Below are 26,665 nucleotides of genomic sequence, written 5' to 3' on the forward strand. Positions count from 1 at the left end.
GAGTATGCCCGACGCTCCGCGCAGGTGACCACGGCAGATGCCGTCACCGCTGCATCACCGCGCCGGCGGCCGGGCAGGCCTTGGGGACGTTCTGCGCGGGTTTGCGGACCTTTCACGGTCGCGAAAGGTCCGCAAACCCGCCCGTACGGCGACACCGACGGTGACGGCACGGCGACACCGACGGTGACGGCGCGGCGATGCCGACGGCGGGGTCAGCCGACGGCGGGACCCACCCAGACCTGCTGGGCATTGACGAACTCGCGGATGCCGTGGGGGCCCAGCTCCCGGCCGTAGCCGGAGCGCTTGATGCCGCCCGAGGGCAGGCGCGGGTCGGTCTTCACGATCCCGTTGACGCTGACCTGCCCGGCCTCGATGCGGCGGGCGAGGGCCTCCCCGCGCGCGGTCTCGGTCCAGATCGAGGAGCCGAGCCCGTAGGGGGTGTCGTTCGCGATCGCGATCGCATCGTCCGCGTCGTCGGCCGCGACGACCACGGCGACCGGCCCGAAGGTCTCCTCGGTGCACGCGGTCATGCCCTGCTGCACGCCGGTGAGCAGCGTGACCGGATAGAAGAACCCGGGCCCGTCGGGCATCTCTCCCCCGAGCACGAGCTGTGCACCTGCCTCGACGGACGAGGCGACCTGTCGATGCAGGTTCTCGCGCAGCTCCTCCCGGGCGATGGGCCCCACCTGGGTGGTGTCCTCGCGGGGGTCGCCCACGGTGAGCGCTTCGAGCTGCGCGCGCAGCAGCTCCACGAACTCGTCGTGCACCGAGCGCTCGACGATCACGCGCTTGGCGGCGATGCAGGACTGGCCGGCGTTGATGATCCGCGAGAGCGCGGAGACCTTGGCGGCCTCCTCGAGGTCGGCGTCGGCCAGGACGATGCAGGGATCGGAGCCGCCGAGCTCGAGGACCGCCGGCTTGATCTCGCTGGCGGCGATCGACGCGACCTTGGCGCCGGCCCGGTCGGAGCCGGTGAACGAGACCGCGGCGATGCGCGGATCGCGGATCGCCTGCTCGACGTCCTCGGTGCGCGCCTGGAGGACCTGGAAGATCCCCTCCGGTGCGCCGGCAGCCCGGAAGACCTCACCGATCGCGGCCGCGCAGCCGGGCACGTGCGGGTCGTGCTTCATCACGCACGTGTTGCCTGCCATCAGCGCGGGGGCGGCGAAGCGGAACGCGATCCAGAAGGGTGCGTTCCAGGGCAGCACGCCCAGCACCGGCCCGAGCGGCAGATGCTGGATGTAGGAGGAGGTGGCGTCGGAGGCGATGTGCTCGTCGGCCAGGTACTCCTCGGCGTGGTCGGCGTAGTGCTCGGCGGCCCAGGCGGCCTTGTTGACCTCTCCCCTGGCCTCGCCGATGGGCTTGCCCATCTCCTGGGTCATCAGCGGGGCGAGCTCCTCGACGTGCTCGCGCATGTGCGCGGCGACGGCGCGGAGCACGGCGGAGCGCTCGGCGAAGGTGGTCTCCTTCCAGGTCGTGAAGGCGTCGTGGGCGCGGCCGACGATCCCGCTGATCTGCGAGGGCGTCGCGGCGGGCACCTCGCGCACGACGTCGCCGGTGGTGGGGTCGATGGCTGTCAGCACGCTGGCGGTCTGTTCGCTCATGGTGTGCTCCTCTCAGGCGGAGTGGACGGTGAAGTCCTCGGGGACGTGGAAGAGGGATTCGCAGCCGTCGGCCGTGATGCGGACGGTGTCGGAGATCCCGCAGGTCTTGTCGCCGTCCACGCCCCACATCCAGGGGATGAGGTGGAAGGTCATGCCCTCCTCGAGCTCGCGCCGGTCCCCGCTCATGAGGGAAAGGATGTAGCCCTCGTCCCAGCTGGGCGGGAAGGCGATGCCGATCGAGTAGCCCGCGCGGGTGATCAGGTGCGCGCCCACGGAGTTGTCCTCGATGACGGCGCGGGTGAGCTCGTCGACCTCGGAGACGGTGACGCCGGGCTTCATGAGTCCGCGCAGCTCCGCCAGCGCCCGCTTCATCGTCTCCTGCGCCTCGTGCATGGAGTCGGTGAGGCCGCCGTTGACCACGGTGCGCATGATCGCCGCGTGGTAGCGGCGGTAGCAGCCGCCGATCTCGAGGAAGACGTGCTCACCGGGCTGGATGATGCGGCCCTCCCAGGTGGCGTGCCCGATCATCGAGCGCGGCCCCGAGGTCACGTAGGGCATGACCGCGGGGAACTCGCCGCCCGCCCGGAACATCGCGGAGGCGATCGCCGCGGCGACGTCGTTCTCCGTATTCCCGGGGACGGCGACCTCGACGCCCGCCGCCCAGCCGGCCTCGGCGGCCCGCGCCGCGCGGCCCATCACCTCGATCTCCGCCGGAGACTTGCGCAGGCGCCCCTCCTCGACGATTCCGAAGCAGTCCACGAGCCCGTGCCCGAAGGCCTCGTGCATGCGGTCCTGCTGGTAGGCCGGGAAGTAGTAGCTGTTGCGCTCGAAGCCCACCGTGGCGTCGCCGAGCCCCAGATCCTTCAGCAGGCCCACGAGGGTGGCGATGGCGTCGCCGTCGTCGGGGAAGGGCCGGGTGCGGTCCACCCAGGTGCGGTGGATGACGTTGGACTCCTCCATGCCGCGGGTGACGAACACGGAATCGTCCGTCAGCGGCACCACGAGCGCCTGGAAGAAGGAGTACCCGGTCGTCTGGTAGTCCGTGAGGTACATGAGGTTCTCAGGGTCCGAGATCACGACCGCGTCCAGTCCGCGCTCGGCCATGCGGCTGCGCAGGCCGTCCAGGCGGCGCTCGTACTCCTCGGGCGCGAAGGTCATGTCCTCGCGCCGGCGCATCAGCGGGCGCCTTCCAGGCCGGCGTCCTTCGCGGCGGGGATCGCCGCCGCGGCGGCGTCGATCGCCTCGGCGAGGATGTCGAGGCCTGCGGCGAGGTCGTCCTCGGGGATCGTCAGCGGCGGGATGAGCTTCACGACCCGGCCGTCCTGGCCGCAGGGACCGATGAGCAGCCCGCGCGCGAAGCACTCGTCCTGGACCTTCTTGGCGAAGGCGCCTTCGAGGGTGTCCACGGCCTGCATCATGCCCTTGCCGCGCACCTCCCAGCCCCGCTCGGGGTGGGCCGCGGCGATCTGCTCGAGCCGGTCGCGCATCACCTGCCCCTTGGCGGTCACCTCCTTCCCGAAGGCGTCGTCCGTGAAGTAGTCCAGGGCCACGGTGCCCGCGACGAAGGACATGCCCTGGCCGCGGAAGGTCCCGGTGTGCGCGCCGGGCGACCAGTGCCGGTCGACCTCGGGCTTGTTGAGGTTCATGGCGATCGGGGTGCCGAACCCGCCCAGGCCCTTGGCGAGCGTGATGATGTCGGGGTCCAGGTCCATCCCGTCGAAGGAGAAGAAGCTGCCGGTGCGGCCGATGCCCGCCTGGATGTCGTCGAAGATCACGAGCGCGCCGACCTCGCGGGCGAGGTCCTGGACGGAGCGGAGCCAGGCGGCGCTGGCCACGTTGACGCCGCCCTCGGCCTGGATCGGCTCGAGGAGGAACGCGGCAGGTGCGGTGAGCCCGCTCGAGGTGTCCAGCAGGGCCTCCCGGTACTCGGCGATCGCGGTGTCCCCGCCCGGCGCGGTCTCGAACGGCAGGCGCACGATGTTGTCCAGCGGCACGCCCGCCCACTGCCGGAAGGCGTGGTTGGCTGTCGCGGCGAGGGAGCCGAGGGTCATGCCGTGGAAGCCGTGGCTGAACGCGACGATCTCGCGGCGGCCGGTGGCGCGGCGGGCGAGCTTCATGGCGGCCTCGACGGCGTTGGAGCCGGTGGGGCCCATGAACTGCATGCGATGGTCCATGCCGCGCGGGGCGAGGATGACGTCCTGGAACTTCTGCACGAAGTCCCGCTTGGTGGTGGTGTATGTGTCGAGGCTGTGGGCGACGCCGTCGTTGCTGATGAAGTCGATCAGCGCCTCCTTCATCCTCGGGTTGTTGTGCCCGAAGTTCAGGACGCCGGCGCCGGCGAAGAAGTCGATGTAGCTGGTGCCGTCCTCGTCGACCTGGCGCGCGTTGGACGCGGAGGCGAAGACGGTCGGGTAGTTGCGGCAGTAGCCGCGGATCTCGGATTCGTGCTGCTCGAAGGCTGCAGTGTCCATGGCATATGCCTCGCTTTCGGCGACGTGCGAGAGGACGTCGATCCGGACCACTGTGTCCGGGATCGACGAAGGCGGCCCCGAATCGAGAACCGCCTTATGACGCACCCTCGACCCCCGATGCCGCCCCCGTCAAGCAGGGTCTGTCCCCCGGTGCCGAGGGGTCGGGCGGTTCCGCGCTCCCACCTGCGCGGGGTCCTTCTCGATACATCCGGGGATCGGGGCCCCGGCGTGTCCGCCCGGCGCGGGCCGGCGTGCGCCCGAGCGGTGCGGGTCGGCGTGCGCCGCGGCGGCGCGCCGTGGGTGCACATGGCTCGCGCCCCGACCTTCCCGAGGCATGCGAGCGCACGTAGGGTGGCAGCCATCACACGTCGCGACGGAGGAGGCGACCACGATGGCGCAGACAGGACCCCACCTGGCCGAGATCGCGCTGCGGGTCGCGCGCGGCGAGCTGGCCCTCGTGCCCGGCAGCCCGCGCAGCGGCCCGAACTCGCGGGCGGAGGCGCAGGCGCTGCTGTTCGATGCGCTCGGCGCCCTCCCGGAGGGTGCGCAGCACCGCCTGTTCGGGGAGCCCTCCCAGCGCGTGATGTTCCTGTACTACGAGGAGGGCCCGGCGACCGTGGGCGTGGTCCTCGAACCGGCGACCGCCGTGCACGGCCCCACCCTCGCCGCGGTGGAACGGCACGTGCGCGAGGTCGTCGCCGCAGAGCGCGGAGTCGTGCACGAGGACGTGCGCGTGTTCGGCACCCGCGTGGACCGCGATGCGGTGCTCACTGCGCTGCAGGACGTCGTGCCCCGGAGGTGAGGGCGGGCGGCCGCCGTCCCTAGGCAGGTCGCGGGGACGCCGCCGCGTCGGAGTCTCCGCGTCAGAGAGCCCGAGGGAGCTCCTTCTCGAGTCTCTGCGAGGTCTCCGTGGCGCTGCGGCGCACGCCTTCGTCGTCGACGTACTCGTAGGTGCAGGTCTCCGACTCGCCGGTCGCCGCGAAACCGAGCCGCTCGTACAGGCGTCGCGCATCGGGATTGTCGATACCGACGGCGAGACCGATCCGGCCCAGCGGTCGTGCGGCATCCTCGGCCGCCGCGATCAGCGCGGAGCCGACGCCTCTGCTGCGGAAACCCGCCTCGACGTGCAGGTTCCGCAGCTCCGGCACCTGCTTCCACACCAGCTCCCCCGAGCCGACGGGGACCTCACCGATCCACGCGACCAGGAAGAGGCACAGCCCCTGCTGCTGGGCGGCGAACACGGGGGACGCATAGTCCTTCCCCACGGGCTCACGGGCGGTGAGCGCACGCGCATCGTCCTCCCCGCAGGGGTGGATGCGCAGTCCTGCGGCGGGGTCCGGTGCGTCCAGGCGCGCACCCTACCGACCCCGGCGAGCGCGTGAGGGCGTGAGGGCGTGAGGCGAGCCTGTTCAGCGGCGGTCGAGGTAGCCGCGTGCCGACCGGTGGGCCCGGTCGATCTTCTGGGCATGCGCGGGGGCGCGCTTCCGGGCGGCGCCCGCGACGGCGTCCGCAGCGCTCCCTGCGGCTTGCCGCCCCTTCTGGGTCCGCAGGGCATGGCGGGCGGCGTGGACGAGGTGGGAGAGTCTCATGGTCCGGTACTCGATCAGGGCGCTCTGCGGTCTCCCTGAATCCCACCGTGGCGGAGGCTGAACACCGCCCTTCGGCGACCGGTGCCGCCCGCGCCTCATCGAGCGCTTGTGCAGCCCGTCGTTCTCGCGGCTCAGCGGAACGTCTGCGATGCGCTCCGCACCCTGGCGCGTTCCACGGCCTCGCGCACCTTCCCCTGCCACGGGTTCCCGTGCCCGGGGAGGATCAGGCCGACGGGCAGGTCGGCGAACACATCGAGCCCGTCGAGCGCCGCCTGCGGATCCCGCGCGAAGAACTCGGGGAGCATCTGGGGGCCGTCGACCACGGAGAGCCGATGCCCCGTGATCAGCGCGTCGCCGCTGAGGAGGATCCCGGCGTCCCGCAGCAGGAATGCCGCGTGCCCGAGGCTGTGGCCGGGCGAGGCCACGGGCTCGGGATGCCCGGGGAGGTCGAGGGGCCCACCCAGAGGCAGCGGCGAGGCCGACGGCACGGCCACGTGGGAGAGCCCGCCCGCACGCAGGACCGTGAGGATCCACCGCGCCATGTGCGGGGCGGAGAGGTTGGCGAGCACGTCGCGCGCGCCCGCCTGGTCGTGGACCTCGCCGTGCAGGGCGGGGATCTCGTCGGGATGCGCGAGCACGGGCACGTCCCAGTGGCTCAGCAGGCCGGGCACGGTGCCGATGTGGTCGACGTGCGCATGGGTGACCAGCACGGCGCGGACCTTCGAGGGGCTGCCGACGAGTCGGCGCACGTCGTCCGCGACCTGCGGAGCATCCCCGGGGTAGCCGGCGTCCACGAGGGTGAGCTCGTCGTCCTCGCGCAGCAGGATCCAGTTGGATCCGCATCCGGAGGAGAAGAACACTCCGTCGGCGACTTCACGCATGGCAGGGGTCCTCCGGTTCTCGGACGGGGCGCGCAGCACGGACAGGCACCGCGACGCGCTGGTAGGCGGCGCGCCGGTCGGCGATGTCAGTCACCCAGGATCGCACCGCGCGACGCGGACTTCACGAGCTTCTGATACTTGGCCAGGACACCCTTCGTGAACTTCGGTGGCAGCGGCGCCCATCCCTCCTTGCGGGACTCGAGTTCCTCGGGGTCCACCAGCACGTCCAGCTTCCCCGTCGCGACCTCGAGGCGGATCCGGTCGCCGTCGCGCACGAAGGCGATCGGCCCGCCGTCCACGGCCTCCGGCGCGATGTGGCCGACGCACAGGCCTGTGGTGCCGCCGGAGAAGCGTCCGTCGGTCATGAGCAGCACGTCCTTCCCCAGGCCGGCGCCCTTGATCGCCGCGGTGATCGCGAGCATCTCGCGCATCCCGGGGCCGCCCTTGGGGCCCTCGTAGCGGATGACGACCACGTCGCCGTGGGTGATGGTGCCGTCGCGCAGGGCCTGCAGGGCGGGCTTCTCGCGATCGAAGACGCGCGCGGTCCCCTCGAAGACGTCGCCCTCGAAGCCGGCGGACTTCACGACCGCGCCCTCGGGGGCGAGGGAGCCGTGGAGGATCGTGATGCCGCCGGTCGGCGCGATCGGGTCCGACACCGGTCGCAGGATCTTCCCGTCGGGCTCGGGCGGGTCGAGGACCTCGAGGTTCTCGGCGATCGTCCGGCCGGTGACGGTGAGGCAGTCGCCGTCGAGCAGGCCCGCCTCGAGGAGGGAGCGCATGACGACCTGGATACCGCCGACGCGGTCCACGTCGTTCATGACGTACTGGCCGTAGGGCTTGAGGTTCGCCAGGTGAGGGACCTTCGCACCGATGCGGGCGAAGTCCTCGAGCGTCAGGTCGACGTCGACCTCGTGGGCGATCGCCATGAGGTGCAGCACGGCGTTGGTGGAGCCGCCGAAGGCCTGGACGACGGCGATGGCGTTCTCGAAGGCGGGCTTGGTCATGATGTCGCGGGTGGTGATGCCCTGGCGCAGCATCTCCACGACGGCCTCGCCGGCGCGTCGCGCGTCCGCGTCGCGGCGCCGGTCGGCCGACGGCGGCGTCGCCGAGCCGGGGATCGACATCCCGATCGCCTCGGCGACGGTGGACATGGTGTTGGCGGTGTAGAAGCCTCCGCAGGCGCCCTCGCCGGGGCAGATGCGGCGTTCGATCTGGTCGGCGTCGGCCTGGCTCATGCGGCCGCGGGCCAGTGCCCCGGCGGCCTCGAAGCCGTCGATGATGGTGACGTCCTTCGAGGTGCCGTCGGACAGGTCCACGTGGCCGGGCATGATGCTCCCGGCGTAGACGAACACGCTGGCCAGGTCCAGCCGTGCGGCGGCCATGAGCATGCCCGGCAGGGACTTGTCGCAGCCGGCGAGCAGGACGGAGCCGTCGAGCCTCTCGGCGCTCATCACGGTCTCGACGGAGTCGGCGATCAGGTCGCGCGAGACCAGGGAGAAGTGCATGCCCTCGTGGCCCATCGAGATGCCGTCGGATACGGAGATGGTGCCGAACTGCAGGGGGTAGCCGCCCGCGGCGTGCACGCCGTCCTTCGCGGCGCCCGCCAGCCGGTCCAGGGAGAGATTGCACGGGGTGATCTCGTTCCAGGAGCTGGCGACGCCGATCTGCGGCTTGTCCCAGTCCTCGTCCCCCATGCCCACGGCGCGGAGCATCCCGCGCGAGACGATCGCGTCGGGCCCGTCGGTGACCTGGTGACTGCGGGGCTTCAGTCGCGAGGCGCCGGTGCCGGTGGCAACGGGATCGGCGGCGGTGGGATCGGCGGCGGTGGGGTCGGAATCGGCGGTGTTCCCGGGGGCGGTCATGCCCTCGACTCTAGGACGTGAGCGCGATCATGTCAGGGGGCACGGGAGCGGAGGATCCCCCGCCCTACGCGACCTCAGGCGGCCATGGGGCGCTCGGTCGCGCCGATCCGGAGCGCCGACAGCACGGCTGCCAGGACGACGGCAGGACGATCCCTGCCTCCACCGCGCGCCGAGCCCCGACGCAGTCCGAGAGGTTCCCGGCGCACAACAGCAGTGACGCGAACACCAGCGCGTACCCGTCGACCATCCACAGCAGCGCGGAGATCCCGCCGCCCGGCTCCCGTCCGGTCGAGCTGAAGGCGGTGTTCACGATGAGGATGTCGAGCGTGGCGAGGACGAACGCGCCCGCCAGCGCAGCCGCAGACATAGCCTGACCGCAGGCGGCTAGTACCCGGGCAGGCGCTGGCCGCCCAGAGCGGGGGCGTCGCCCCCGCCCGGGTGCCCCCACCCCCTTCCACGGGGCGCGGGCGCTTCCTGTGAAGTGTCGGACTTGCCCCCACGAATGTCCCGCGCGCCGTGGAGTGGCCTTCGGTGGCTCTCTTGATTGAAGCCCGGGAGATCCGCCTCTGGAGTGGCGCACTTCGAAAACGTCCCCCGTTCTCGGTAGCTGGGAGGCGGGGGCATTCTTCGTGCCTGGCCTTCGTGGAAGGTGGCTTCTTCTATGGACCGTCGGGGAGGCCTCCACGTCGCGGGAGCAGCCACTCCCGCCATTCGAAGCGCCCCCATCCTGACCTCACGATCGGGGTGGGGGCGCCCCGTCGCCTCCTGAGTAGCTCAGCGGCGCCGACCTGCGGCCAGACCGTAGACGACCATGACGATCAATGCGCCGATGACGGAGAGCACGATCGTCCACACGCTCCACGGATCCGCGAAGACACCGCTGACGCCCTTGGATCCGAAAAGCCCGCCGATGAAGCCGCCGACGAGCGCGCCCACGACACCGAGAACGATGGTCGTGCCAATGCCCATGGCCTGCTTGCCGGGCATGACCGCGCGAGCGATCAGACCGATGATCGCGCCGATGACCAGCCACCAGATGAGAGCTCCGATGAAGCCCATGATGCACACTCCAATGCACTAGGGACAGGGACGGGCCGACAATGCGACCCCTACGGGGACGCACCAGCGCGCACTTCCGTCACACCCCGAGTGATCGAAAGCACACATAGAAGGCCCCTTTGAATCGGAGGCAACCGCCCGCTCCGCGCGCGCAAGCCGGAAACGAGGGCGGGCCCTGTCGCCGAAGCGACAGGGCCCGCCCATGAGTGAGACCGGTCAGTCAGGTGGTGGTGGATTCGATCTGCTGAGGTGTGTTCTCGGTCGAGATCTCGATCTTGCGAGGCTTGGCCTTCTCGCTGATCGGGATCATCACGCTGAGAACGCCGTTGTTGTAGGTCGCAGAGATCTTCTCCGTATCCAGTCCCTGTCCCAGGCTGAGCTGACGCAAGAAGCTCCCGCTGGTGCGCTCTCTGGTGATCCACTGCGCATCCTCGTCCGTGGTGAGGGTGCGCTCGGCGCGGATCGTCAGCAGCTGCCCGTCGATGTCGACGTCGACGGATCCGGGATCGATGCCAGGCAGATCTGCCGAGAGGATGTAGTGATCACCCTTGCGGTACAGATCCATCGGCATCTGCCGCGGGCCGCGGCGGCCGGACTCGAGGACGGTGGAGGCAAAGCGCTCCAGGTCTCGGAGCGGATCATAGGTGGCCATGTCAGTCTCCTTCCTGTCGGAGGCCGCTCCCATAGCGGCCTGCGCGTCTTGAGCGTCCCCCGCTCAAGTGCGGCCAGATTAGCACTCTCCTCCCGAGAGTGCTAGACCTCTTCCTCATCGATCGGAACCTCTTCGCGTTGCTCGAGGACGTCGACCGGGTCGGCGTCGTGGGAACCGACCGGCCCCTGCAAAGTTTGGTCCTCGTCCAGCGCAGACACCGCCTGTTCCTGCGCATCCTCGAGAGGCACATCAAGGCGGGTTTCACGCGGTTCGCCGTTCATATCGCTCCCTCCTTCCCTACATCCAACTGCGGCCGGATGACGAGGGTAGAGCGAAACACGGGCATCGGGAAAGCATGCGACCGAACCAATCCGGTGGTCGCTGGTGGAGCGATACCGCACCGGCGGGCGAGGCCGCTCAGGTGGACGGGCGATCGTGGCTGCCCGAGCTCTCGACAGAGCGCGAGTCGCGCTCTTTCTCCTCGGTATATCGGCGCTGGCGCTCGCGCTGCCCGTGCGTGAGGGTGCGGAGGTTGGTCTCATGGTCGAAGCTCGAGCCGAGTGCACCAGCGACGACCCCCATTGCCGCACTGAGCCACGCGATGTCCAGATAGTTCCCGAACGTAGGTGACTCCCGGATGATCGTGGCCATGTAATCCGGCGAGATGGCGATCAGCCCGCCAGCCAGGATCAGGAGGACGAGAGCCAGGTAGAGCGCTACCACGCAGAGCAGCAGCGTCCCGACCGTGGAGAGGTTGTACAGCAGGACAACCCGAGCCAAACCGCTTCGTCTCGGCGAATCCCACAAGCCATTGCTGACGATCAACCACAGCACCATCGCACCTATTGCCAAGGCTCCGATGCCGACCAGGCGCGGCATCGAGAGATACGTAGACATGGCCCAGATCGAGCTGTAGAAGATCCCGAACGCCCCGGTCGCTGAGGCCGCTGCCAGCGCACTCGAGAGCCGTGGAGCGGTCTTCCGTGGCTCATTGCCGGCGACCATCCCCAGAACGGTCCGCACCCCACCGACCGCCGGGCTGGCATGGAGAGTCGAGTGGGCCCCCGCTTCTCCAGCGTCACTCCAGTGAAGCCAGGATCGGCCGAACTGCGACGTTCCGCTCCCCTCGTTCACGGGCTTCATCTTCAGAATGCAGTCCATGAGGGTGTCCAGAATGCGCTGCCGGCTGGCGAACGCTCCGAGGGTCGGGCACGAGATCACCGCCACCTGCTCGTCGGGGAAGATCTCCGCGATCAGGGGCCTCCCGTCAGTGAGGCGAGGAATCTCCGTCAACAGCAGTACCACGTCCGGGCGCTCGTACTCCTCCGCAAGCTGCACTGCATCGCTGAGGTCGAGAGAGTTATCCGGCCGTAGGCGAAGCATCGACGTGCGCGTATGCAACTCCACCGGCGGACTGAACACCTCATTCAAATGCTCCTGAAGCTCATCCTCGATGGACCGTGCGCGCCGAGTCGGAAGCCCCGGATCCGACACCAAAAGCACTCGCACACCACGGGTCAAGCCGTCTGTCATCGTGTACCTCCAACTCCCTCAAACGGTCGCCCCCAGTCTCTCAGCTACTACGTCGCCCCCAACCGCCCAGATCCTGCGACTCCTCGCCACGCTGCGCCCACTCGTCGTCGGCCGTCGGGACGGGCGGCTCGACGAACGGGTGCACCCGCTGCTCGATCCTGACCCGCACCTCGTGCGCCCACTCCGCGTCCCGCTCACGCATGCTCGTCATGGGTAAAGTCTGGCCCCGGGGTGGGACACGCGGAGTCTGTTCTGCGCGAAACAGCAGAATGCCGATGTGTGACCCCTGGGCTACACCTGAGCTAGGACTGGACCAAGCTCGGGTGTTCTGGCTACACCATCGGCTACACCATCGCCACATGTGTAGCACTACATACCGGGGCTGAACTGGTGGGCCCGGAGGGGATCGAACCCTCGACCCGCGGATTAAAGGTCCGCCAGAGCATCAGCCGCAGAGCGTGTACAAGCAGGTCAGAGGGCTCCTACTGCTACCCGAAGCGCGACGGACACCATCGCGTTGCTGTCAAGAGGTGTTCGAGAGGAGTCGGCATCTGTTCCTTGGGGATGGTGTCTCCAGAAGCCCTAGCCACACGTGCTCTCGGCTTTCCTCAACCTTGGACTGGAATGTCGACCTCCGCCATGGCCTCCACCGCTGCGGGGTTGATCGAGTCGGCGGGCGCAGACCCGGCGGAGCGGACCTCGATGCGGTCCCCGGCGAGCTCCCTCAGCCACCCGGCTGCCATCTGGGATCGACCGGCGTTGTGGACACAGACGAACAAGACGCTGGGGCGAGCGGTCATGGGAGCCTCCCGACCGGGGGTGAGGTTCAGGCGATGTCGAGGAACGCGCGGAGTTCGGCAAAGGCTGACGGGACGACGGAGTAGTGCGCCCAACGACCCTTCTGCTCGCGTGTGAGCAGGCCGGCGTCGACGAGCTTCTTCATGTGGTGGCTGACGGTGGGCTGACTGATGCCCAGCGGCTCGGTGAGATCGCACGCGCAGACCGACTCGCAGCCCTGGGCGGCGACGTGGGAGAGAAGCCGGAGGCGCGTGGGGTCGGACAGCGCCTTGAGCAGGGACGCGATCCGCTCGGCGTCGACGGTCTCGACCGGACCTGCGGACAGCGAGCAGCACTCCTCAGAGCCGGTCCTCGCCGCGAATCCGGTGGCTGTGGCGTCGGTCGTCGTGGTCATGCCCTCACCTTACATTGACAGTCATCGATGCGGAACATAGCGTACTCATCGATAACCGTCGATGGAAGGTGCCGAGGTCTGATGAGTACGACCACCAAGGATGTAGAGCAGCCGCGCGTGATGAAGGGAATGTCCTTCCTCGATCGTTGGCTCCCGGTATGGATCCTGGCCGCCATGGCCGTGGGGCTCCTGCTGGGGCGGTTCGTCTTCGGCCTGAACACCGCGCTGGAGGCGGTGAAGATCGGGTCTGTGTCCCTGCCCATCGCGATCGGGCTGTTGGTGATGATGTATCCGGTCCTGGCGAAGGTCCGCTACGACGAGACCCGGAGAATCGGAGCTGACCGACGCCTGCTGGTGACTTCGTTGGTGCTGAACTGGCTCGTCGGACCGGCACTCATGTTCGGCCTCGCGTGGATCTTCCTTGCCGACCTGCCGGAGTACCGGACCGGCCTGATCATCGTGGGCCTCGCGCGCTGCATCGCGATGGTGCTCATCTGGAACGATCTCGCCTGCGGTGACCGAGAGGCGGCCGCCGTGCTGGTCGCGATCAACTCCGTCTTCCAGGTGATCGCCTTCGGAGCCCTGGGCTGGTTCTACCTCCAGGCGCTGCCGTCGTGGCTGGGGCTGCCGACCACGTCGGCCGAATTCTCGATCGGCGCGATCGTCCTCAGCGTGCTGATCTTCCTCGGGATCCCTCTGGTCGCCGGGTTCCTGACCCGCGTCCTCGGGGAGAAGGCGAAGGGTCGGGCCTGGTACGAGGAGCGGTTCCTCCCGAGGATCGGCCCGTGGGCGCTGTACGGGCTGCTGTTCACCATCGTGCTGCTGTTCGCTCTCCAGGGCGACGCGATCCTCTCCGCCCCGGGCGACGTGGCCCGCATCGCCCTGCCGCTGCTGGTCTACTTCGTGGTCATGTTCCTGGGATCCTTCCTGCTCGGACGGGCGATCGGCCTGAATTACGCCAAGTCCACGACCGTCGCGTTCACCGCCTCGGGCAACAACTTCGAGCTCGCCATCGCCGTCGCCATCGGCACATTCGGCGTCACCTCCGGCCAGGCCCTCGCCGGTGTCGTCGGCCCCCTGATCGAGGTCCCGGTCCTCGTCGCCCTCGTCTACGTCGCTCTCGCCATGGGCCGCCGGCTCTTCCCCGGCGACGAGACCGTTCCCACCCGATGAACCAGCAGAGAGATCGAGCCACCATGACCGCGAAACGCCCCGCAGTCCTGTTCGTGTGCGTGAAGAACGGCGGCAAGTCCCAGATGGCGGCCGCCCTCATGCGCCACCGCGCCGGAGATGCCGTCGAGGTGCACTCCGCCGGCACCCGCCCCGGCACCGCCATCAATGCCCAGTCCGCGGAGGCGATCGCCGAGGTCGGCGCGGACATGTCCTCCGCCGTCCCGCAGCCGGTCACCCCCGAGCTGCTGCGCAGCGTCGACCACGTGATCGTCATCGGCGGCGAAGCCGTCATCGAACCCGTTGAGGGAATGACCGCGCCGGTCACCACCTGGCACACCGATGAGCCCTCCCAGCGGGGCATCGAAGGGATGGAGCGCATGCGCCTGGTGCGCGACGACATCGACGCCCGCGTCCGTGCACTCCTGAACGACCTCACCCCTACCGCGAACTGAGCGCACCCGCAGCGACACCGCCCGACCTCGTCACCGCATCGAACTCGCCTCCCTGGTCGTCATCGACCCTGGTCCCATCGGCCCGGCCGCTGCCGCCCACCTCTGAGAACGCGGCTCTCGGCTCCTTGCCCCGGATGCCGGACCCGTCAATAGAGCGCGCCTACCAGCGCCTCGGCGCTCGCGCAGGCGAGACCGCGCTTCGACACCGATCGGTCGCCGACATGGTTCTCGCACCGTGTACACCCTGCTCGTCCCGCGGACGCAGCAGGCAGGCACTCCCCGCCATACGGGCCGGGTGTGCGTGGGGTTCGCCGACCTTCGTCACCTTCCGCTGACCGCACGCCACAACGCCAGCGCAGCGGGAGCCTCGACCACCGGTCGGGGCTCCCTCTGCGTGCAGAGGCAGCGTCGTCAGCTGATCGAGGCCAGCAGCTCGGTGCAGGTCTGCTCGCAGCGACGGCAAGCCTGGGCGCAGATCTTGCAGTGTTCGTGCATTTCGGCGTGCTTCTCGCACTCCTCGGCGCAGGACTGGCACGCCGCCTGACACGCCTCGAGCAGTGCACGGTTGAGGGCGACGTTCTTACCCGTCTGACGGGAGAGGACCCGGCCGGTCGTCTCGCAGACGTCGGCGCAGTCCTGGTTCCGTCGGACGCACTGGGTCAACTCCGCCACCATTTCCTCGGCCAAGCAGGCGTCCGCGCAGGCGGTGCAGGTCTGGGCGCACTCGAAGCAGGCCTCGATGCATGCGGCGAGCTTCTGCTGGTCGATGGTGCCGAGGCCCTTCGGGTAGGTCTGAAGCATTGAGGCGACGTGATGGTTCATGGTCGTGCTCCTTCTCGTTCCGAACAGACCGCGGATACCGGCCCGCTCTGACGACGGTAGCCGGGGCGTCACCAATGACGGAAGCGAGCAGACCGTTCGTTCGCAGGCAGTGCGGGCCGACTGGTCAGCGCTGTGCTCAAGAAGTCCAAACCTGACCTTGAGGAGACCTTGATCTGAGGGTCGTAGGCTGGCGCAAAATGTCCTCTGACTAGGAGTAATAATGCGTTCTCGTCGCTCTTTCGGCCGTCTCGCGGCCGTCGTCTTCACCGGTGCGATTGTGTTTGCCGGATGCACCGACAACGGGTCTGACGACGGTCAGACGTCCGGTGGGTCCGAAGCATCGGAGGCGTCCGATGGTGGTGGCCACGGGGGCATGGAGCACCCGATGGATGGCGGCCCTGCGCCTGAGGGGATGGTGCCTGCGGAGGATCCCGAGTTCCCAGTCGGCACAGAGGTGACGCTCACGGCGGACCACATGGAGGACATGGAGGGAGCGACAGCGACGATCTCCGGTGCCTTCGACACCACGACCTACTCGGTCAGCTTCACCCCGACCGACGGCGGCGAGCCGGTCACTGACCACAAGTGGGTCGTCCACGAGGAGCTCGAGAACCCGGGCAAGGCACCGCTGGCAGAGGGCACCGAGGTGGTCATCACCGCTGATCACATGGCGGGTATGGAGGGTGCTGAAGCCACCATCGACAGTGCCACCGAGGAGACTGTGTACATGGTCGACTACGAGGCCGACGGGATGATGATGACGAACCACAAGTGGGTCGTCGAGAGCGAGATCGAGCCTGCGTGATGACCACCCCGTCGAGCCCTCGAAGTGCATTCGCCTCCTCCGGGGATGGGCCGCGTCGTCGCACTGTGCGGCTGCCCCGGCGATCGGTCTTGATCGGTGCTGGCTTGTTCCCGCTCGTGGTCGCCGGTTGCGGGACCGGCGGGTCCGAGCCCGCATCCGTCACGAGTGATCAGGAGTTGCTCCAGGAACATGGCTTCGCCGACGCGGACGCGCACGAGATCATCGACAGGCTCGAAGCGCTCCCGGTGGCTGAACGACCGCAGGACCTGATCGCCAGCGTCACCGCGACGTCTCTTCAGCTCCAAGACGATGCAGGGCGAGAGGCCGAGCTGCCCCTTCCCGAGGACCAGTTCTACTTGTCGGTGGCCCCGTTCGTGGAGACCACCCACGAGTGCGCCTTCCACAGCCTGACCACCTGCCGCGGGGAACTGCGCAGCCGCGAGCTCACTGTGAGCGTGGTCGACAGCGGCTCGGGCGACGTCCTTGCGGAGGGCCCTCGCACCACGCATGACAACGGGTTCCTCGGTCTTTGGCTGCCGCGCGGGATCACCGCGGAGCTCACGTGCACCCTCGAGGACTACACAGGGACCGCGTCCATCTCGACCCAGGCGGAGGATGATCTGACCTGTCTGACCAGTCTCCAACTGACGTGAGCAGGCGAAACACCCGGTCCGCCTTCTGGCACTCGGTGGTCGGCCCAGCTGGGCGGAGCGTCACACCAGGCCTGAGTCGTCGGACCACGCTCCGACTGGGCGGGAGCCTGCTCGTCCTCGCCCCCGTCCTTGCGGCGTGCAGCAATTCCTCAGATGTGGCGAGTGAGGCGAACGCCGGGTACGTCTCCGGCGATGGCGTCGTCGTCGAGATCCCCCCAGAGGGACGCGCCGATCCTCTGGCGATCCAGGGAACCACCTACGACGGCGACGACTTCGACTCCACGGCGCTGCGCGGCGCACCCTTGGTGCTCAACATCTGGTACGCCTCGTGTCCACCATGCCGGCTCGAAGCCCCCGCGCTGAAGGCCGTGCATAGCGAATACAACGCCCGGGAGTGGCATTCATGGGCGTGAACACCCGCGACCAAGCGGGGCCGGCCGCCGCGTTCGAAACGACCTTCGGCATCACCTACCCCTCGATCCCCGATCCCGACGGAGTCGTCATCTCTTCCATGGACGGCAGCGTCTCGCCCAACGCCGTCCCCACGACTTTGATCCTGGATGCTGAAGGACGAGTAGCCGCCCGGATCACGGGCGCGGCCAACCAGAGCACCCTCGAGAGCCTCCTGGATACCGTGCTGGCGGAGGCCGCCTGATGGGTGAACTGTTCGCCACCACCGTGCTGAGCGGACCCCTGGCCGCAGCCCTGCTGCTGTCGATCGTGGCTGGTCTGGTCGCGTTTCTGTCTCCGTGCGTGCTTCCTGTGGTCCCCGGCTACCTCGGATACATCACCGGGCTCACAGGACAGAACGCCGGGCCGTGCCGTACCGGCGATCCTGGGGAACGGCCATGGCGCCTGGTCACCGGAGCGGTGCTGTTCGTCGCGGGCTTCACTACGGTGTTCCTGGTCATCGGCGGCTTCGTCGGTGCACTCGGGTCATTGATGATTCAGTACACAACAGCGATCAATCGGATCTCCGGGGTGCTGGTGATCCTCATGGGCCTGGTGTTTGTGGGAATCTTCCCCCGCCTCTCCGGTGAGAAACGGATCCGGAAGCGCCCCGATGCCGGACTCGCCGGCGCCCCGTTGCTCGGGATCACGTTCGGCTTCTCGTGGACCCCGTGCATCGGGCCGACGTTCGCCGCAGTCGCGGCGCTCAGCCTCGGGGAGGCCTCCGCCAGTCGCGGCGCTCTCCTGGCTTTCGGCTATGCGATCGGGCTCGGGATCCCGTTCATCCTCTTCGCTCTCGTGTTTCGGCGTGCCCTGGGCATCTCCCGAGCGTTGTCCCGGCATCGCCGGACGCTCCAGATCGTCGGTGGCTCCGTGCTCATCGCCATCGGACTCCTGCTGGTCACCGGCGTGTGGGAGCAGTGGATGGCATTGCTGCAGGTGCGGATCGGCACCTTCACCACGATCGTCTGAGAGCTGAGCCCGCCGTACGCGGCCGGCTCAGCGATCAGTGATCGCTCGCGGCAACCGTATGGTGAAGGTGGCGCCCCGTCCTGGGCCCTCACTGGCCGCGGCCACGGTCCCGCCGTGCGCATCGACCAGGGCTCGACTGATCGTCAGGCCGATGCCTGAGCCGGAGTTGTCACGGGTGCGTGAGCTGTCGGCGCGGAAGAACCGTTCGAACAGGCGTGACCGGTCCTCATTGGTGAAGCCTTCGCCGTCGTCCGCTACCGTGATCTCCACCGTGCTGCCGTGGGTGGCTGCCGAGACCGTGACGGTGCCTCCGGGGGAAGTGTGCCGTAGAGCGTTGCTCAGCAGGTTTCCGAGGACTTGGGCGAGGCGGTCCGGGTCCGCGTGGATCGTCACGGAGTGGGGCAGGGCCGTTTCTCGTCGTAGTGCCACGCCCGCTGTCTCGAACCGTTCATCCCATGCCGGGAGTATCGACTCCAGCAGGTCGTCGACGGTGAGGGGGTGCAGCTGTACCGGGAGCTGGCCCTCCTCGGCCCGGGACACTTCACTGATGTCGTCAGCCAGCCGCGAAAGTCGCATGGTCTGGCTGGCGAGGATGGGCATGGCTGCCTCCGGCTCGATGACGCCATCGGCCATGGCCTCGTGATGTGCCGAGAGGGTGGCGATGGGGGTGCGCAGCTCATGGGCGAGGTCGGAGAGCAGTTGGCGTCGGGTCTCCTCGACGGCGTCCAGGCGCGCTGCCATGTCGTTGAGCGTGGCGGCCAGGGAGTCGAGTTCGGTCCCGGCTCCGACGGAGGGCACGCGCGTGGAGTAGTGGCCGCGGGACAGTTCATCGACAGCCGAGGTGAGGCCGTGAAGCGTCTGGCGGAGTCGTCGTGCCAGGTTCCAGGTGACCAGGCCGGCGGCCAGGAGGGAGACCACCAGTCCGACCCCGAGGGCAAGTGCGAGCGCGTCACGGTAGGCGCGTTCGATGTGGACGAGCTCGTCGCTGCCCACCGGGAGATCGGTCTGGAGCAGGTGGTAGTGGAAGACGGCGGGCCCGATGATCACCGTCAGCACCGTGATGGTGAGCGCGCCGGCGAGCAGCACGATGAGCTGGCCGATCATCAGGCGCGAGGCCAAGCTGGTGCTAGGGCGAACCGTTCGCACAGATGTATTCGGTGCGGTCACGAGCTCACCCCTTCCCCATCCGGTATCCGATACCGCGCACCGTGGTGACGAACCGTGCAGATTCAGCCGTCTCGTCGAGTTTTCGTCGGAGGTTGGCGATGTGCACATCGACGAGATGGTCGTCTCCGATCCAGCTGTCGCCCCAGACGGCCTCCATCAGCTTTCTGCGACTGAAGGCCTGGCCAGGACTGAGCGCCAGGGTCATCAAGAGTCCCCTCTCGGTGGGGGTCAGCGGAAGTGGCCGGCTGGCGAGCCGCACCTCCTGGGCAGCTGTGTCGATCTCGAGCTCTCCAAAAGTGCGCACTGTGTCCGAAGACGCCGTCCCGGAATCGGCGCGGGGCCTGCGCAATACGGCCTGGACCCGAGCGACGAGCTCACGCACGCTGAACGGCTTGGTGAGGTAGTCATCCGCCCCCACCGACAGCCCCACCAGGCGGTCCACCTCCTCTGACCGTGCCGTCGTGATCAGCACGTAGCAGTCGGAGAAGGCGCGGATCCTGCGCATCACCTCCAGACCGTCGAGCCCGGGCAGGCCGAGATCGAGGACGATCACGTCCGGTGACAGAGTGCGGGCTGCCTCCACCGCCTCCGGACCGCTCCGCGCGCTCGCAGTCGCGTAGCCGGCCTTCGCGAGATACGCCTGGACCACGTCCGACAGCGCGACCTCGTCCTCGACGACGAGAACCATCGCCGCTGCTCGATCCGCTTCGCTCCTCATGGCTCCAGTCTGGTCTCCGTTCCTGGACACCGCGCGTCTACGGAGGCGCAGACGGACTATCTGGACCAGATCTTGAGGAACTCTCGACGAGAACTTCGCCCGCCCCGGGGGAATCTGATGTGGACCGTGCCGCGTACGTACTCGACCAAGGGAGACCCTCGATGATGCCGACCGATGCGATGTCGTGGCTGATGTGGGCGATGGTCGCCGGTCTCCTCGTTCTCCTCTGGGCCTCGGCACTGCTGCTGGCACGCACCGTGCTGCCCGGGCGCCCCCGACGCGCTCGGGACGAGAACGAGGCGATCGGGGAACTCTCCCTGCGCCTGGCTCGAGGAGAGATCACGGCCGACGAGTTCGAGCAACGGCAACGACTGGTCTTGAACGCATTTCGGCCATGACACCACCCCCTCACTCCAGAAGGACTACACCTGTGAAGACCTTTTCCCGCCGCACCGTGTTCACCGGAGGCCTCGGCGCGGCAGCGCTGACACTCGCGGCATGCGGTAACCGCACCACCCCGACTGAGGCGGGGACCTTCGCACCGCCTCCTGCCCTTACGCCGAAAGCCGGTCAGAACGTCGTCACCCAGACCCTCACCGCGACACCGACGACGGTGGACCTCGGAGGGAAAACGGTCTCGACCTGGGCATACGGCGAGAGCCTCCCCGGGCCGCTGATCCGCGCCACGGCCGGCGACCTGCTGCACATCACGCTCGAGAACCGCCTTCCCGAGACCTCCACGATCCACTGGCACGGCATCCGACTGCACAACGCAGCCGACGGGGTGCCGGGGATGACGCAGGACGCCGTCGAGCCGGAAGCGTCTTTCACCTACGAGTTCGTCGCCCCCGACCCCGGCACCTACTTCCTCCACTCCCATGTCGGCTTGCAGCTCGACCGCGGGCTCTACGCACCACTGATCATCGATGATCCCGACGAACCCGGTGACTACGACGCGGAATGGATCGTGACCCTCGATGACTGGATCGATGGCACCGGGCAGACCCCAGACGAGGTCCTGGCCGCGCTCACCGGCGCCGGGCCCTCAGATGCCGGCGGCATAGACCACGGCGACATGCCCATGGGCGACGACGGACCCGGCAGCATGGACCACGGCGGCATGCCGATGGGGGGCGAGCCCTGGGGCGACGCGGGTGACGTGGCCTACCCCCACTTCCGCGTCAACGGCCAGGTTCCCGAAGCGCCGGAGATCTTCGAGGCGAAGCCTGGCCAGCGCCTGCGCGTCCGCCTGATCAACGCCTCCGCCGACACCATCTTCGCCCTCGCGCTTGGCGACCACGACCTCTCCGTCACCCACTCGGACGGATTCGCCGTCGAACCCGTCACCGCCAAGGCGCTCTATCTCGGCATGGGTGAACGGTACGACGTGGTGGTCACCGTGAAGGACGGCATGTTCCCTCTGGTGGCCCGTCCTGTCGGGAAGACCAGCGGCGGCCAGGGGCTCGCGGTGCTGAGGACCGGCTCCGGTTCCGTTCCCGCTCCGAACGTCCAGGTCAGAGAGCTCGACGGGGAGGTTCTCATCGGGTCCACCCTGGAACCGGCCGAGACCGCGCGGCTCGAGGACCGCGCCGTCGACACCGAACTGGAGCTTGCGTTCCAAGGCTCGATGCAGCCCTACCGCTGGGCAATCAACGGAAGACCCTACGGGCAGAACACTCCGCTCGGCATCCGCGAAGGACAGCGGGTGCGGATCATCGCGTCCAACCAGACGATGATGACCCATCCCCTGCACATCCACGGCCACACCTTCGCCCTGCCCTCCGGTCTCCGCAAGGACACCGTGCTGCTGGCACCCATGGAATCGGTCGCCCTCGACTTCGATGCGGACAATCCGGGTCGATGGGCGGCACACTGCCACAACGCTTACCACCAGGAAGCCGGCATGATGACAGGGATCGATTACGCATCCTGACGCCGTGCGTTCCGGCCCCCGGCGCCGAAGAAGGCTGACATTGGTGTCGCTCTCCTGGGCCTCGCTCAAGGGTGAGCGGGCCAGCAGGTCGGAGTCAGCGGCTTGGACTCTGGCGCCGACGTGATATCTCGAGTGCCACACCTCCGCACCTGGATCACGCCGATGCTCACAGCGGACTCCAACCCCTCGATACATACCCCCCAGGGGTATATGGTCAGGCGTATGAACGCTGGCAACCCCACACACCGTCACGCCCACGGAGAACCCGACATGCAGCACCCTCATCCCTCCCACACATCTCCCGGCACCGGCATTGCTGAGCGCGACGCATCCGACGCGAATAGCGACGATGGATCTCACGGCGACCATGAGGACCACTCAGGCCACGAGGGTCACTCAGGACATGGTGGCCATTCCGGTCATGGAGACCACGTCGGGCAGTTCCGGCGGTTGTTCTGGATCAACCTGATCATCGCGGTCCCAGTTGTCGCATTCTCGCCGATGTTCGCGATGCTGCTCGGCTACAGCGTTCCCGATCTTCCCGGCGCGATGTGGATCGCCCCGCTCCTCGGCACCGTCATGTACATCTGGGGCGGCCGCCCGTTCCTCACCGGCGCAGTCTCCGAGATCCGCTCCCGTCAACCCGGAATGATGCTCCTGATCGGGCTCGCGATCACGGTTGCGTTCATCGCCTCCTGGGGAGCCACCCTTGGCCTCCTCGACCACCAGCTGGAATTCTGGTGGGAGCTCGCCCTGCTGATCGTCATCATGCTGCTGGGGCACTGGGTCGAGATGCGATCCCTCGCCCAGACGACCTCCGCGCTCGACTCCCTGGCCGCACTGCTTCCCGACATGGCAGAACGCATCGACGGTGACGAGATCGTGAATGTCTCACCGACTGAGCTGCAACACGGGGATCTGGTCCTGGTGCGCCCGGGGGCGAGCGTCCCGGCCGACGGCACGATCCGCGAAGGCCGCGCCGACGTGGACGAGTCCATGGTCACCGGCGAGTCCCGTCCCGTGACGCGCTCCACCGGAGACTCCGTCGTGGCGGGGACCGTCGCCACGGATTCCAGCCTCCGCATTGAGGTCACCGCCACCGGTGACGACACCGCCCTCGCCGGCATCCAGCGCCTGGTGACCGAGGCGCAGAACTCCACCTCCCGGGCACAGCGCATCGCAGACAAGGCATCGGCCTGGCTGTTCTGGTTCGCTCTCGGCGCTGCCGTGATCACGGCAATCGCCTGGTCACTGCTCGGAATGCCCGATGAGGCAGTGGTCCGCACGGTGACCGTCCTGGTCATCGCCTGCCCCCACGCCCTGGGGCTCGCGATCCCGCTGGTGGTCTCGATCGCGACAGAGCGGGCTGCCCGCGGCGGCGTCCTGGTGAAGGACCGCCTGGCGCTGGAGGCGATGCGCACCGTCGACGCCGTCCTGTTCGACAAGACCGGCACTCTCACCAAGGGCGAGCCCGTCCTCGCTGAGATCATCACCCGCGGCGCGGAGGAGACCGACGTGCTGGCCCTGGCAGCTGCCGCCGAAGCCGAGAGCGAGCATCCGCTCGCCCGCGCCATCATCGCCAAGGCGCAGGCCGAGGGAGTCCGGATCCCGACGGGCTCCGACATCAGCTCTACCCCTGCCTTGGGAGTGAGCGCCCAAGTAGATGGAGACGAGATCCGCGTAGGCGGCCCCCGCCTGCTCGAGGAAACCGGAGCACGCGAGATCGAAGACGCTGAGGCCTGGCGCCAGGAGGGCGCGATCATCCTCCACGTCCTCCGGGACGGCGAGGTGATCGGCGGTCTCAAGCTCCACGACGAAGTGCGCCCCGAATCTCGCGAAGCCATCGATGCCCTGCACAGCCTGGGGGTCGAGGTCGTCATGATCACCGGCGACGCCGAGGCGGTCGCGAACAGCGTCGGCCGTGAGCTCGGCATCGACCGTATCTTCGCCGGGGTACGTCCCGAGGACAAGTCCTCGAAGGTCGCCCAGCTCCAGAAGGAGGGCAAGAAGGTCGCGATGATCGGCGACGGCGTCAACGACGCCCCCGCCCTCGCCCAGGCCGATGTCGGCATCGCCATCGGGGCCGGCACCGACGTCGCGATCGCCTCGGCCGGTGTGGTGCTTGCCAGCTCCGATCCTCGCTCGGTGCTCTCAGTGATCGAGCTCTCCCGCGCCGCCTACCGGAAGATGAAGCAGAACCTCTGGTGGGCAGCCGGCTACAACCTTATCTCCGTGCCGCTCGCCGCCGGAATCCTCGCCCCTATCGGATTCGTGCTGCCCATGTCCGTCGGCGCGATCCTCATGTCCCTGTCCACCGTCGTCGTCGCGATGAACGCCCAGCTCCTGCGACGCCTCGACCTGCACCCGGAAGCAACTGTCGCGGCCCTGCGCGACCGACGCTGATCCCGCTCACAGAACGGAACCTCTCATGATCGTCGTCAACGCAGTACTCCACGATCAAGGCCCACCATGAGCGTCGAGACGACACCGAGAATCGGAGCCGGCCATTAATCCCGCAACTCGCGCGATGACGAAAGGGGGATGCCCCGATGGCTTTAGAGGTCGAGGATCGGATCCATTGAGCTGATGCTCTTGCACCTCTTTCTCGCGTACGCAATTTCACGCCGCGTTGCCGATCCGAGGTATCCGCTTTCGCTCACCACTCGCACCTCGTCCGACACGTCGATACGGCGTAGATGCAGCTCCCCCAGAGCCTCACGTCGGGCTGGTGTCAGGTCTTCATCGATCGCCTCGGGGGCGAGCACGATCATCCCGAGCGCAGTAAGACGACGCCGCTCCGACTCGAACAGGCTCTGGAAGCGCAGCGAACCGCAGAGGCAGACAACTCTGGGCCGTTCGGCGGCACTCATGCACATACCTCCGTGACTGAGGAGCTGATGTTCGGAATGCTCGCCCGCCCTCCACCAGGACGTGGAGCACTGTGGCCGAGGCATTCTGAATCTGTCCCGACGGCGCTCGCGGAGTGGCGAAGGATCGGTTGCTGTCACCCCTCGTCCCGCACAGCACACACAGCCGCGTTGCTGTCAGCGTTGCTGTCATTGCCCATTTTGGGGCGAGGCCCGCAACCACGAACATAGTCCTGACCAGGGTGGGCCCGGAGGGGATCGAACCCTCGACCCGCGGATTAAAAGTCCGATGCTCTGCCAACTGAGCTACAGGCCCGTGCCCGCCTGGCGGGCCCGTCCATCCTATCCGCGCACGCCCGCGGGACGCACGTCGGCCCTCCGTCCCACCTGGTCGAACAGGCAGGGCCGGAGGGCCGGCGGGCGGACTCGTGCGGAGGGATCAGAAGGCGGGGTTCTGCGCCTTCTTGGCCTTGCTCCGGCCGACGAAGAACAGGATCACGCCGACCACGAGGAGGAGGAAGCCGAAGCCTCCGACCCCGATGCTGCCGACGATGCCGACGACGCCACCCACGAAGCCCCCGCCCAGCGGCGGGGCGACCATCACCTGGCCGGAGCCGTCGCAGTCGATCTTGTACTGCTGGGTCTTCGTGGCGGTGAAGGATCCGAAGGACTTCCAGCTCTCGCCCTTGGCGCTCACGGAGCTGTTCGTGTCGACGGTGCCGGTCTTGGGAGGAGTGCCGTCCTCACCGATGACGCTGCACGTGGGCGCGGTGCCATCGGCCGGGGCGTAGGCCTGCATGTCCTTGCCGGCCTCGAGCTGAAGAGTCGTCGACCCCGAGAAGACAGTGCTCCCGTCGGCCACGTCGGACATGCCGCCAGCGACCTTCACGATCGAGACGACCAGGGCGACCACTCCGATGAGCAGGAACACGATGCCGACGATCAGCATGATCAGTCCGGCCCGCTTCATCCCCTTACCGGGGACCTTACCGTTCGGGGCGGGGTAGGAAGCGGGAGCCCCGGGAGCGCCCTGCGGGCTGCCGGGGTACTGGGGCTGGGCGGGCATGCTCACGGGAGTCTCCTTCATCGACATGGTGCGATTCACACGATATCGGAAAGGACCAGCTCACACCCCGTGCTGGACCAGGTTCTGGTCAGGACTGCCCGTCGCCCATCCACGGCAGGTCGTCGTCGTGCCCGACCACGCACAGCGGGACCACCACGATGGGCCGCACCTGCTTGTGTGAGAGCTGGGTGGCGACGGATCCGTTGATGAACTCGCGCATGGAGTCCCGCAGGCCCGGCTTGCGGGTGCCCAGGACGAACATGAGGGCGTCGACGTCCTCGGCGACCTCGTGCAGCTCGACCGTCGGGGTGCCGCGGCGCGGCACGGCCTTCCAGCTCACGCCGGTCGTGCCCACTCCCTCCTCGATGACCTTCGTGAGGTCGTCGGGGAAGAAGGGCTCGTCGATCTCCGCGGCGAGGCCCGCCGCGTACAGGGAGCCCTGCGGGGTCTCGCCGAGGGCGAGCATCGTCGATTCGACGTACACGCAGGTGAGGGTCGCATGGAAGGCTTTCGCATACTGCGCGGCGGTCTGGATCACCGTCCGCGATCTCTCGTCGACCACCCCGACGACGATCTGTCGGGCTTCGCCGCTGCGGGGCGCGTCTCCGGACTGCTCGGGGGCTGCGTTCACGACGGACCACTTCCTTCCGGCGCCTGCGGGGCGACCCCGCAGGATCTGACGGTCGACACCGGCGACGTCGCCGGTGACCCCATTGTGCTCCTCGCCGGGCATGGATGGGGGAG

The 26,665-nt window shown here is 68.2% G+C and carries 31 protein-coding genes, 1 tRNA gene and 1 pseudogene; 11 read left to right on the forward strand and 22 right to left on the reverse strand.

All coding sequences use genetic code 11. From position 1 onward, the window contains the following. Positions 1-212: 212 nt before the first annotated feature. The 3 genes from FHG10_RS04310 to FHG10_RS04320 are packed head-to-tail and all read right to left on the reverse strand — an operon-like array spanning position 213 to position 4,075. Positions 213-1,604, reverse strand: a complete 1,392-nt coding sequence (locus FHG10_RS04310) for an NAD-dependent succinate-semialdehyde dehydrogenase (RefSeq protein ID WP_152352117.1) — start codon at positions 1,602-1,604, stop codon at positions 213-215. Between the two features lie 12 nt (positions 1,605-1,616). Beyond that, positions 1,617-2,780 carry an ectoine hydrolase gene (gene doeA / locus FHG10_RS04315; RefSeq protein ID WP_152352118.1) on the reverse strand — a complete coding sequence of 388 codons (1,164 nt, stop codon included), beginning with the start codon at positions 2,778-2,780 and terminating at the stop codon, positions 1,617-1,619. Continuing rightward, positions 2,780-4,075, reverse strand: coding sequence for an aspartate aminotransferase family protein (locus tag FHG10_RS04320; protein WP_152352119.1), 1,296 nt, complete (start codon positions 4,073-4,075; stop codon positions 2,780-2,782). Before FHG10_RS04320 ends, doeA begins: the two co-directional genes overlap by 1 nt. 391 nt (positions 4,076-4,466) lie before the next feature. Between FHG10_RS04320 and FHG10_RS04325 the strand changes: the two genes are divergently transcribed. Further along, positions 4,467-4,877 carry a hypothetical protein gene (locus FHG10_RS04325; RefSeq protein WP_152352120.1) on the forward strand — a complete coding sequence of 137 codons (411 nt, stop codon included), beginning with the start codon at positions 4,467-4,469 and terminating at the stop codon, positions 4,875-4,877. 61 nt (positions 4,878-4,938) lie between these two features. Here the strand turns inward: FHG10_RS04325 and FHG10_RS04330 are convergent, their stop codons facing one another. From FHG10_RS04330 to FHG10_RS04380, 12 genes and pseudogenes are all read right to left on the reverse strand, one after another. Beyond that, positions 4,939-5,316 (reverse strand): GNAT family N-acetyltransferase, encoded by a 378-nt coding sequence (locus tag FHG10_RS04330; RefSeq protein ID WP_227488027.1) that lies wholly within the window; start codon positions 5,314-5,316, stop codon positions 4,939-4,941. Positions 5,317-5,484: 168 nt separating this feature from the next. Continuing rightward, positions 5,485-5,664 (reverse strand): hypothetical protein, encoded by a 180-nt coding sequence (locus FHG10_RS04335; RefSeq protein ID WP_152352122.1) that lies wholly within the window; start codon positions 5,662-5,664, stop codon positions 5,485-5,487. 131 nt (positions 5,665-5,795) lie between these two features. After that, complete coding sequence (locus FHG10_RS04340; protein WP_152352123.1) at positions 5,796-6,545, reverse strand: MBL fold metallo-hydrolase; 750 nt, start codon at positions 6,543-6,545, stop codon at positions 5,796-5,798. Between the two features lie 86 nt (positions 6,546-6,631). Continuing rightward, positions 6,632-8,407, reverse strand: coding sequence for a dihydroxy-acid dehydratase (ilvD, locus tag FHG10_RS04345; protein WP_152352124.1), 1,776 nt, complete (start codon positions 8,405-8,407; stop codon positions 6,632-6,634). A 64-nt stretch (positions 8,408-8,471) separates the two neighbouring features. Further along, the gene (locus tag FHG10_RS04350) at positions 8,472-8,774 is read right to left on the reverse strand and encodes a hypothetical protein (RefSeq protein WP_152352125.1); all 303 of its coding nucleotides are present in this window, start codon (positions 8,772-8,774) and stop codon (positions 8,472-8,474) included. A gap of 407 nt (positions 8,775-9,181) precedes the next feature. Continuing rightward, on the reverse strand, positions 9,182-9,466 hold the full coding sequence (locus FHG10_RS04355; protein ID WP_152352126.1) for a GlsB/YeaQ/YmgE family stress response membrane protein: 285 nt from the start codon (positions 9,464-9,466) through the stop codon (positions 9,182-9,184). A gap of 220 nt (positions 9,467-9,686) precedes the next feature. Then, entirely contained in the window at positions 9,687-10,118 is a 432-nt protein-coding gene (locus tag FHG10_RS04360; protein WP_152352127.1) for an Hsp20/alpha crystallin family protein, read from the reverse strand. Between the two features lie 101 nt (positions 10,119-10,219). Beyond that, on the reverse strand, positions 10,220-10,399 hold the full coding sequence (locus FHG10_RS04365; RefSeq protein WP_152352128.1) for a hypothetical protein: 180 nt from the start codon (positions 10,397-10,399) through the stop codon (positions 10,220-10,222). A 136-nt stretch (positions 10,400-10,535) separates the two neighbouring features. After that, a complete protein-coding gene (locus tag FHG10_RS04370) occupies positions 10,536-11,651 on the reverse strand; it encodes a hypothetical protein (protein WP_152352129.1) in 1,116 nt (371 codons plus the stop codon). Between the two features lie 40 nt (positions 11,652-11,691). Continuing rightward, positions 11,692-11,862 carry a hypothetical protein gene (locus tag FHG10_RS17900; protein ID WP_193636196.1) on the reverse strand — a complete coding sequence of 57 codons (171 nt, stop codon included), beginning with the start codon at positions 11,860-11,862 and terminating at the stop codon, positions 11,692-11,694. Positions 11,863-12,268: 406 nt separating this feature from the next. Then, positions 12,269-12,451, reverse strand: a pseudogene (locus FHG10_RS04375) (arsenate reductase/protein-tyrosine-phosphatase family protein); the annotation flags it as partial. Positions 12,452-12,477: 26 nt separating this feature from the next. Next, positions 12,478-12,843 (reverse strand): ArsR/SmtB family transcription factor, encoded by a 366-nt coding sequence (locus FHG10_RS04380; protein ID WP_152352130.1) that lies wholly within the window; start codon positions 12,841-12,843, stop codon positions 12,478-12,480. Positions 12,844-12,924: 81 nt separating this feature from the next. Between FHG10_RS04380 and arsB the strand changes: the two genes are divergently transcribed. Next, the gene (gene arsB, locus FHG10_RS04385) at positions 12,925-14,016 is read left to right on the forward strand and encodes an ACR3 family arsenite efflux transporter (RefSeq protein WP_152352131.1); all 1,092 of its coding nucleotides are present in this window, start codon (positions 12,925-12,927) and stop codon (positions 14,014-14,016) included. Positions 14,017-14,039: 23 nt separating this feature from the next. Then, positions 14,040-14,468: an arsenate-mycothiol transferase ArsC gene (locus FHG10_RS04390; protein WP_152352132.1), complete on the forward strand. Its 429-nt coding sequence runs from the start codon at positions 14,040-14,042 to the stop codon at positions 14,466-14,468. Between the two features lie 411 nt (positions 14,469-14,879). Here FHG10_RS04390 and FHG10_RS04395 read toward each other — a convergent pair whose 3' ends face one another. Beyond that, entirely contained in the window at positions 14,880-15,290 is a 411-nt protein-coding gene (locus FHG10_RS04395) for a four-helix bundle copper-binding protein (RefSeq protein WP_152352133.1), read from the reverse strand. Positions 15,291-15,510: 220 nt separating this feature from the next. Between FHG10_RS04395 and FHG10_RS04400 the strand changes: the two genes are divergently transcribed. From FHG10_RS04400 to FHG10_RS04415, 5 genes are all read left to right on the forward strand, one after another. Continuing rightward, positions 15,511-16,095 (forward strand): YdhK family protein, encoded by a 585-nt coding sequence (locus FHG10_RS04400; protein WP_122942833.1) that lies wholly within the window; start codon positions 15,511-15,513, stop codon positions 16,093-16,095. A gap of 104 nt (positions 16,096-16,199) precedes the next feature. Further along, complete coding sequence (locus FHG10_RS04405) at positions 16,200-16,748, forward strand: CueP family metal-binding protein (RefSeq protein WP_227488028.1); 549 nt, start codon at positions 16,200-16,202, stop codon at positions 16,746-16,748. 155 nt (positions 16,749-16,903) lie between these two features. After that, positions 16,904-17,161, forward strand: a complete 258-nt coding sequence (locus FHG10_RS18445; RefSeq protein WP_319803200.1) for a TlpA family protein disulfide reductase — start codon at positions 16,904-16,906, stop codon at positions 17,159-17,161. Continuing rightward, the gene (locus FHG10_RS18450; protein ID WP_319803201.1) at positions 17,158-17,403 is read left to right on the forward strand and encodes a TlpA family protein disulfide reductase; all 246 of its coding nucleotides are present in this window, start codon (positions 17,158-17,160) and stop codon (positions 17,401-17,403) included. The genes FHG10_RS18445 and FHG10_RS18450 overlap by 4 nt, the downstream gene beginning before the upstream one ends. Next, a complete protein-coding gene (locus FHG10_RS04415) occupies positions 17,403-18,170 on the forward strand; it encodes a cytochrome c biogenesis CcdA family protein (protein WP_152352134.1) in 768 nt (255 codons plus the stop codon). The genes FHG10_RS18450 and FHG10_RS04415 overlap by 1 nt, the downstream gene beginning before the upstream one ends. A 27-nt stretch (positions 18,171-18,197) precedes the next feature. On the opposite strand, the gene FHG10_RS04420 is transcribed toward FHG10_RS04415, so the two are convergent. Next, complete coding sequence (locus tag FHG10_RS04420; RefSeq protein ID WP_122942837.1) at positions 18,198-19,274, reverse strand: sensor histidine kinase; 1,077 nt, start codon at positions 19,272-19,274, stop codon at positions 18,198-18,200. Between the two features lie 67 nt (positions 19,275-19,341). Further along, entirely contained in the window at positions 19,342-20,055 is a 714-nt protein-coding gene (locus FHG10_RS04425) for a response regulator transcription factor (RefSeq protein WP_227488029.1), read from the reverse strand. Between the two features lie 161 nt (positions 20,056-20,216). Between FHG10_RS04425 and FHG10_RS04430 the strand changes: the two genes are divergently transcribed. The 3 genes from FHG10_RS04430 to FHG10_RS04440 all read left to right on the forward strand — a co-directional run bounded on the left by FHG10_RS04430 (position 20,217) and on the right by FHG10_RS04440 (position 24,391). After that, positions 20,217-20,453 (forward strand): SHOCT domain-containing protein, encoded by a 237-nt coding sequence (locus tag FHG10_RS04430; protein WP_152352135.1) that lies wholly within the window; start codon positions 20,217-20,219, stop codon positions 20,451-20,453. A 32-nt stretch (positions 20,454-20,485) separates the two neighbouring features. Continuing rightward, positions 20,486-21,988 carry a multicopper oxidase family protein gene (locus tag FHG10_RS04435; protein ID WP_152352136.1) on the forward strand — a complete coding sequence of 501 codons (1,503 nt, stop codon included), beginning with the start codon at positions 20,486-20,488 and terminating at the stop codon, positions 21,986-21,988. A gap of 222 nt (positions 21,989-22,210) precedes the next feature. Next, the gene (locus FHG10_RS04440; RefSeq protein WP_228359032.1) at positions 22,211-24,391 is read left to right on the forward strand and encodes a heavy metal translocating P-type ATPase; all 2,181 of its coding nucleotides are present in this window, start codon (positions 22,211-22,213) and stop codon (positions 24,389-24,391) included. A 152-nt stretch (positions 24,392-24,543) separates the two neighbouring features. On the opposite strand, the gene FHG10_RS04445 is transcribed toward FHG10_RS04440, so the two are convergent. The 4 genes from FHG10_RS04445 to FHG10_RS04460 all read right to left on the reverse strand — a co-directional run bounded on the left by FHG10_RS04445 (position 24,544) and on the right by FHG10_RS04460 (position 26,552). After that, positions 24,544-24,858, reverse strand: coding sequence for a hypothetical protein (locus FHG10_RS04445; RefSeq protein WP_122943351.1), 315 nt, complete (start codon positions 24,856-24,858; stop codon positions 24,544-24,546). Positions 24,859-25,098: 240 nt separating this feature from the next. Next, a tRNA-Lys gene (locus tag FHG10_RS04450) sits at positions 25,099-25,171 on the reverse strand. A 123-nt stretch (positions 25,172-25,294) separates the two neighbouring features. Then, positions 25,295-25,927 (reverse strand): hypothetical protein, encoded by a 633-nt coding sequence (locus FHG10_RS04455; protein WP_152352137.1) that lies wholly within the window; start codon positions 25,925-25,927, stop codon positions 25,295-25,297. A gap of 82 nt (positions 25,928-26,009) precedes the next feature. Next, positions 26,010-26,552 (reverse strand): universal stress protein, encoded by a 543-nt coding sequence (locus FHG10_RS04460; protein WP_193636197.1) that lies wholly within the window; start codon positions 26,550-26,552, stop codon positions 26,010-26,012. Between the last annotated feature and the right edge of the window lie 113 nt (positions 26,553-26,665).

Source organism: Brachybacterium subflavum, from assembly GCF_009299795.1.
Taxonomy (GTDB): domain Bacteria; phylum Actinomycetota; class Actinomycetes; order Actinomycetales; family Dermabacteraceae; genus Brachybacterium; species Brachybacterium subflavum.

Bases quoted from the DNA above. Each gene is read 5' to 3' on its own strand.
- FHG10_RS04335 (WP_152352122.1), bottom strand. From the start codon at position 5,664: ATGAGACTCTCCCACCTCGTCCACGCCGCCCGCCATGCCCTGCGGACC.
- FHG10_RS04425 (WP_227488029.1), bottom strand. From the start codon at position 20,055: ATGAGGAGCGAAGCGGATCGAGCAGCGGCGATGGTTCTCGTCGTCGAG.
- ilvD (WP_152352124.1), bottom strand. From the start codon at position 8,407: ATGACCGCCCCCGGGAACACCGCCGATTCCGACCCCACCGCCGCCGAT.
- FHG10_RS17900 (WP_193636196.1), bottom strand. From the start codon at position 11,862: ATGACGAGCATGCGTGAGCGGGACGCGGAGTGGGCGCACGAGGTGCGG.
- FHG10_RS04370 (WP_152352129.1), bottom strand. From the start codon at position 11,651: ATGACAGACGGCTTGACCCGTGGTGTGCGAGTGCTTTTGGTGTCGGAT.
- doeA (WP_152352118.1), bottom strand. From the start codon at position 2,780: ATGCGCCGGCGCGAGGACATGACCTTCGCGCCCGAGGAGTACGAGCGC.
- FHG10_RS04390 (WP_152352132.1), top strand. From the start codon at position 14,040: ATGACCGCGAAACGCCCCGCAGTCCTGTTCGTGTGCGTGAAGAACGGC.
- FHG10_RS04440 (WP_228359032.1), top strand. From the start codon at position 22,211: ATGAACGCTGGCAACCCCACACACCGTCACGCCCACGGAGAACCCGAC.
- FHG10_RS04310 (WP_152352117.1), bottom strand. From the start codon at position 1,604: ATGAGCGAACAGACCGCCAGCGTGCTGACAGCCATCGACCCCACCACC.
- FHG10_RS04395 (WP_152352133.1), bottom strand. From the start codon at position 15,290: ATGAACCATCACGTCGCCTCAATGCTTCAGACCTACCCGAAGGGCCTC.
- FHG10_RS04400 (WP_122942833.1), top strand. From the start codon at position 15,511: ATGCGTTCTCGTCGCTCTTTCGGCCGTCTCGCGGCCGTCGTCTTCACC.
- FHG10_RS04415 (WP_152352134.1), top strand. From the start codon at position 17,403: ATGGGTGAACTGTTCGCCACCACCGTGCTGAGCGGACCCCTGGCCGCA.
- FHG10_RS04420 (WP_122942837.1), bottom strand. From the start codon at position 19,274: ATGATCGGCCAGCTCATCGTGCTGCTCGCCGGCGCGCTCACCATCACG.
- FHG10_RS04360 (WP_152352127.1), bottom strand. From the start codon at position 10,118: ATGGCCACCTATGATCCGCTCCGAGACCTGGAGCGCTTTGCCTCCACC.
- FHG10_RS04320 (WP_152352119.1), bottom strand. From the start codon at position 4,075: ATGGACACTGCAGCCTTCGAGCAGCACGAATCCGAGATCCGCGGCTAC.
- arsB (WP_152352131.1), top strand. From the start codon at position 12,925: ATGAGTACGACCACCAAGGATGTAGAGCAGCCGCGCGTGATGAAGGGA.
- FHG10_RS04430 (WP_152352135.1), top strand. From the start codon at position 20,217: ATGATGCCGACCGATGCGATGTCGTGGCTGATGTGGGCGATGGTCGCC.
- FHG10_RS04445 (WP_122943351.1), bottom strand. From the start codon at position 24,858: ATGAGTGCCGCCGAACGGCCCAGAGTTGTCTGCCTCTGCGGTTCGCTG.
- FHG10_RS04365 (WP_152352128.1), bottom strand. From the start codon at position 10,399: ATGAACGGCGAACCGCGTGAAACCCGCCTTGATGTGCCTCTCGAGGAT.
- FHG10_RS04340 (WP_152352123.1), bottom strand. From the start codon at position 6,545: ATGCGTGAAGTCGCCGACGGAGTGTTCTTCTCCTCCGGATGCGGATCC.
- FHG10_RS04325 (WP_152352120.1), top strand. From the start codon at position 4,467: ATGGCGCAGACAGGACCCCACCTGGCCGAGATCGCGCTGCGGGTCGCG.
- FHG10_RS04350 (WP_152352125.1), bottom strand. From the start codon at position 8,774: ATGTCTGCGGCTGCGCTGGCGGGCGCGTTCGTCCTCGCCACGCTCGAC.
- FHG10_RS04380 (WP_152352130.1), bottom strand. From the start codon at position 12,843: ATGACCACGACGACCGACGCCACAGCCACCGGATTCGCGGCGAGGACC.
- FHG10_RS04355 (WP_152352126.1), bottom strand. From the start codon at position 9,466: ATGGGCTTCATCGGAGCTCTCATCTGGTGGCTGGTCATCGGCGCGATC.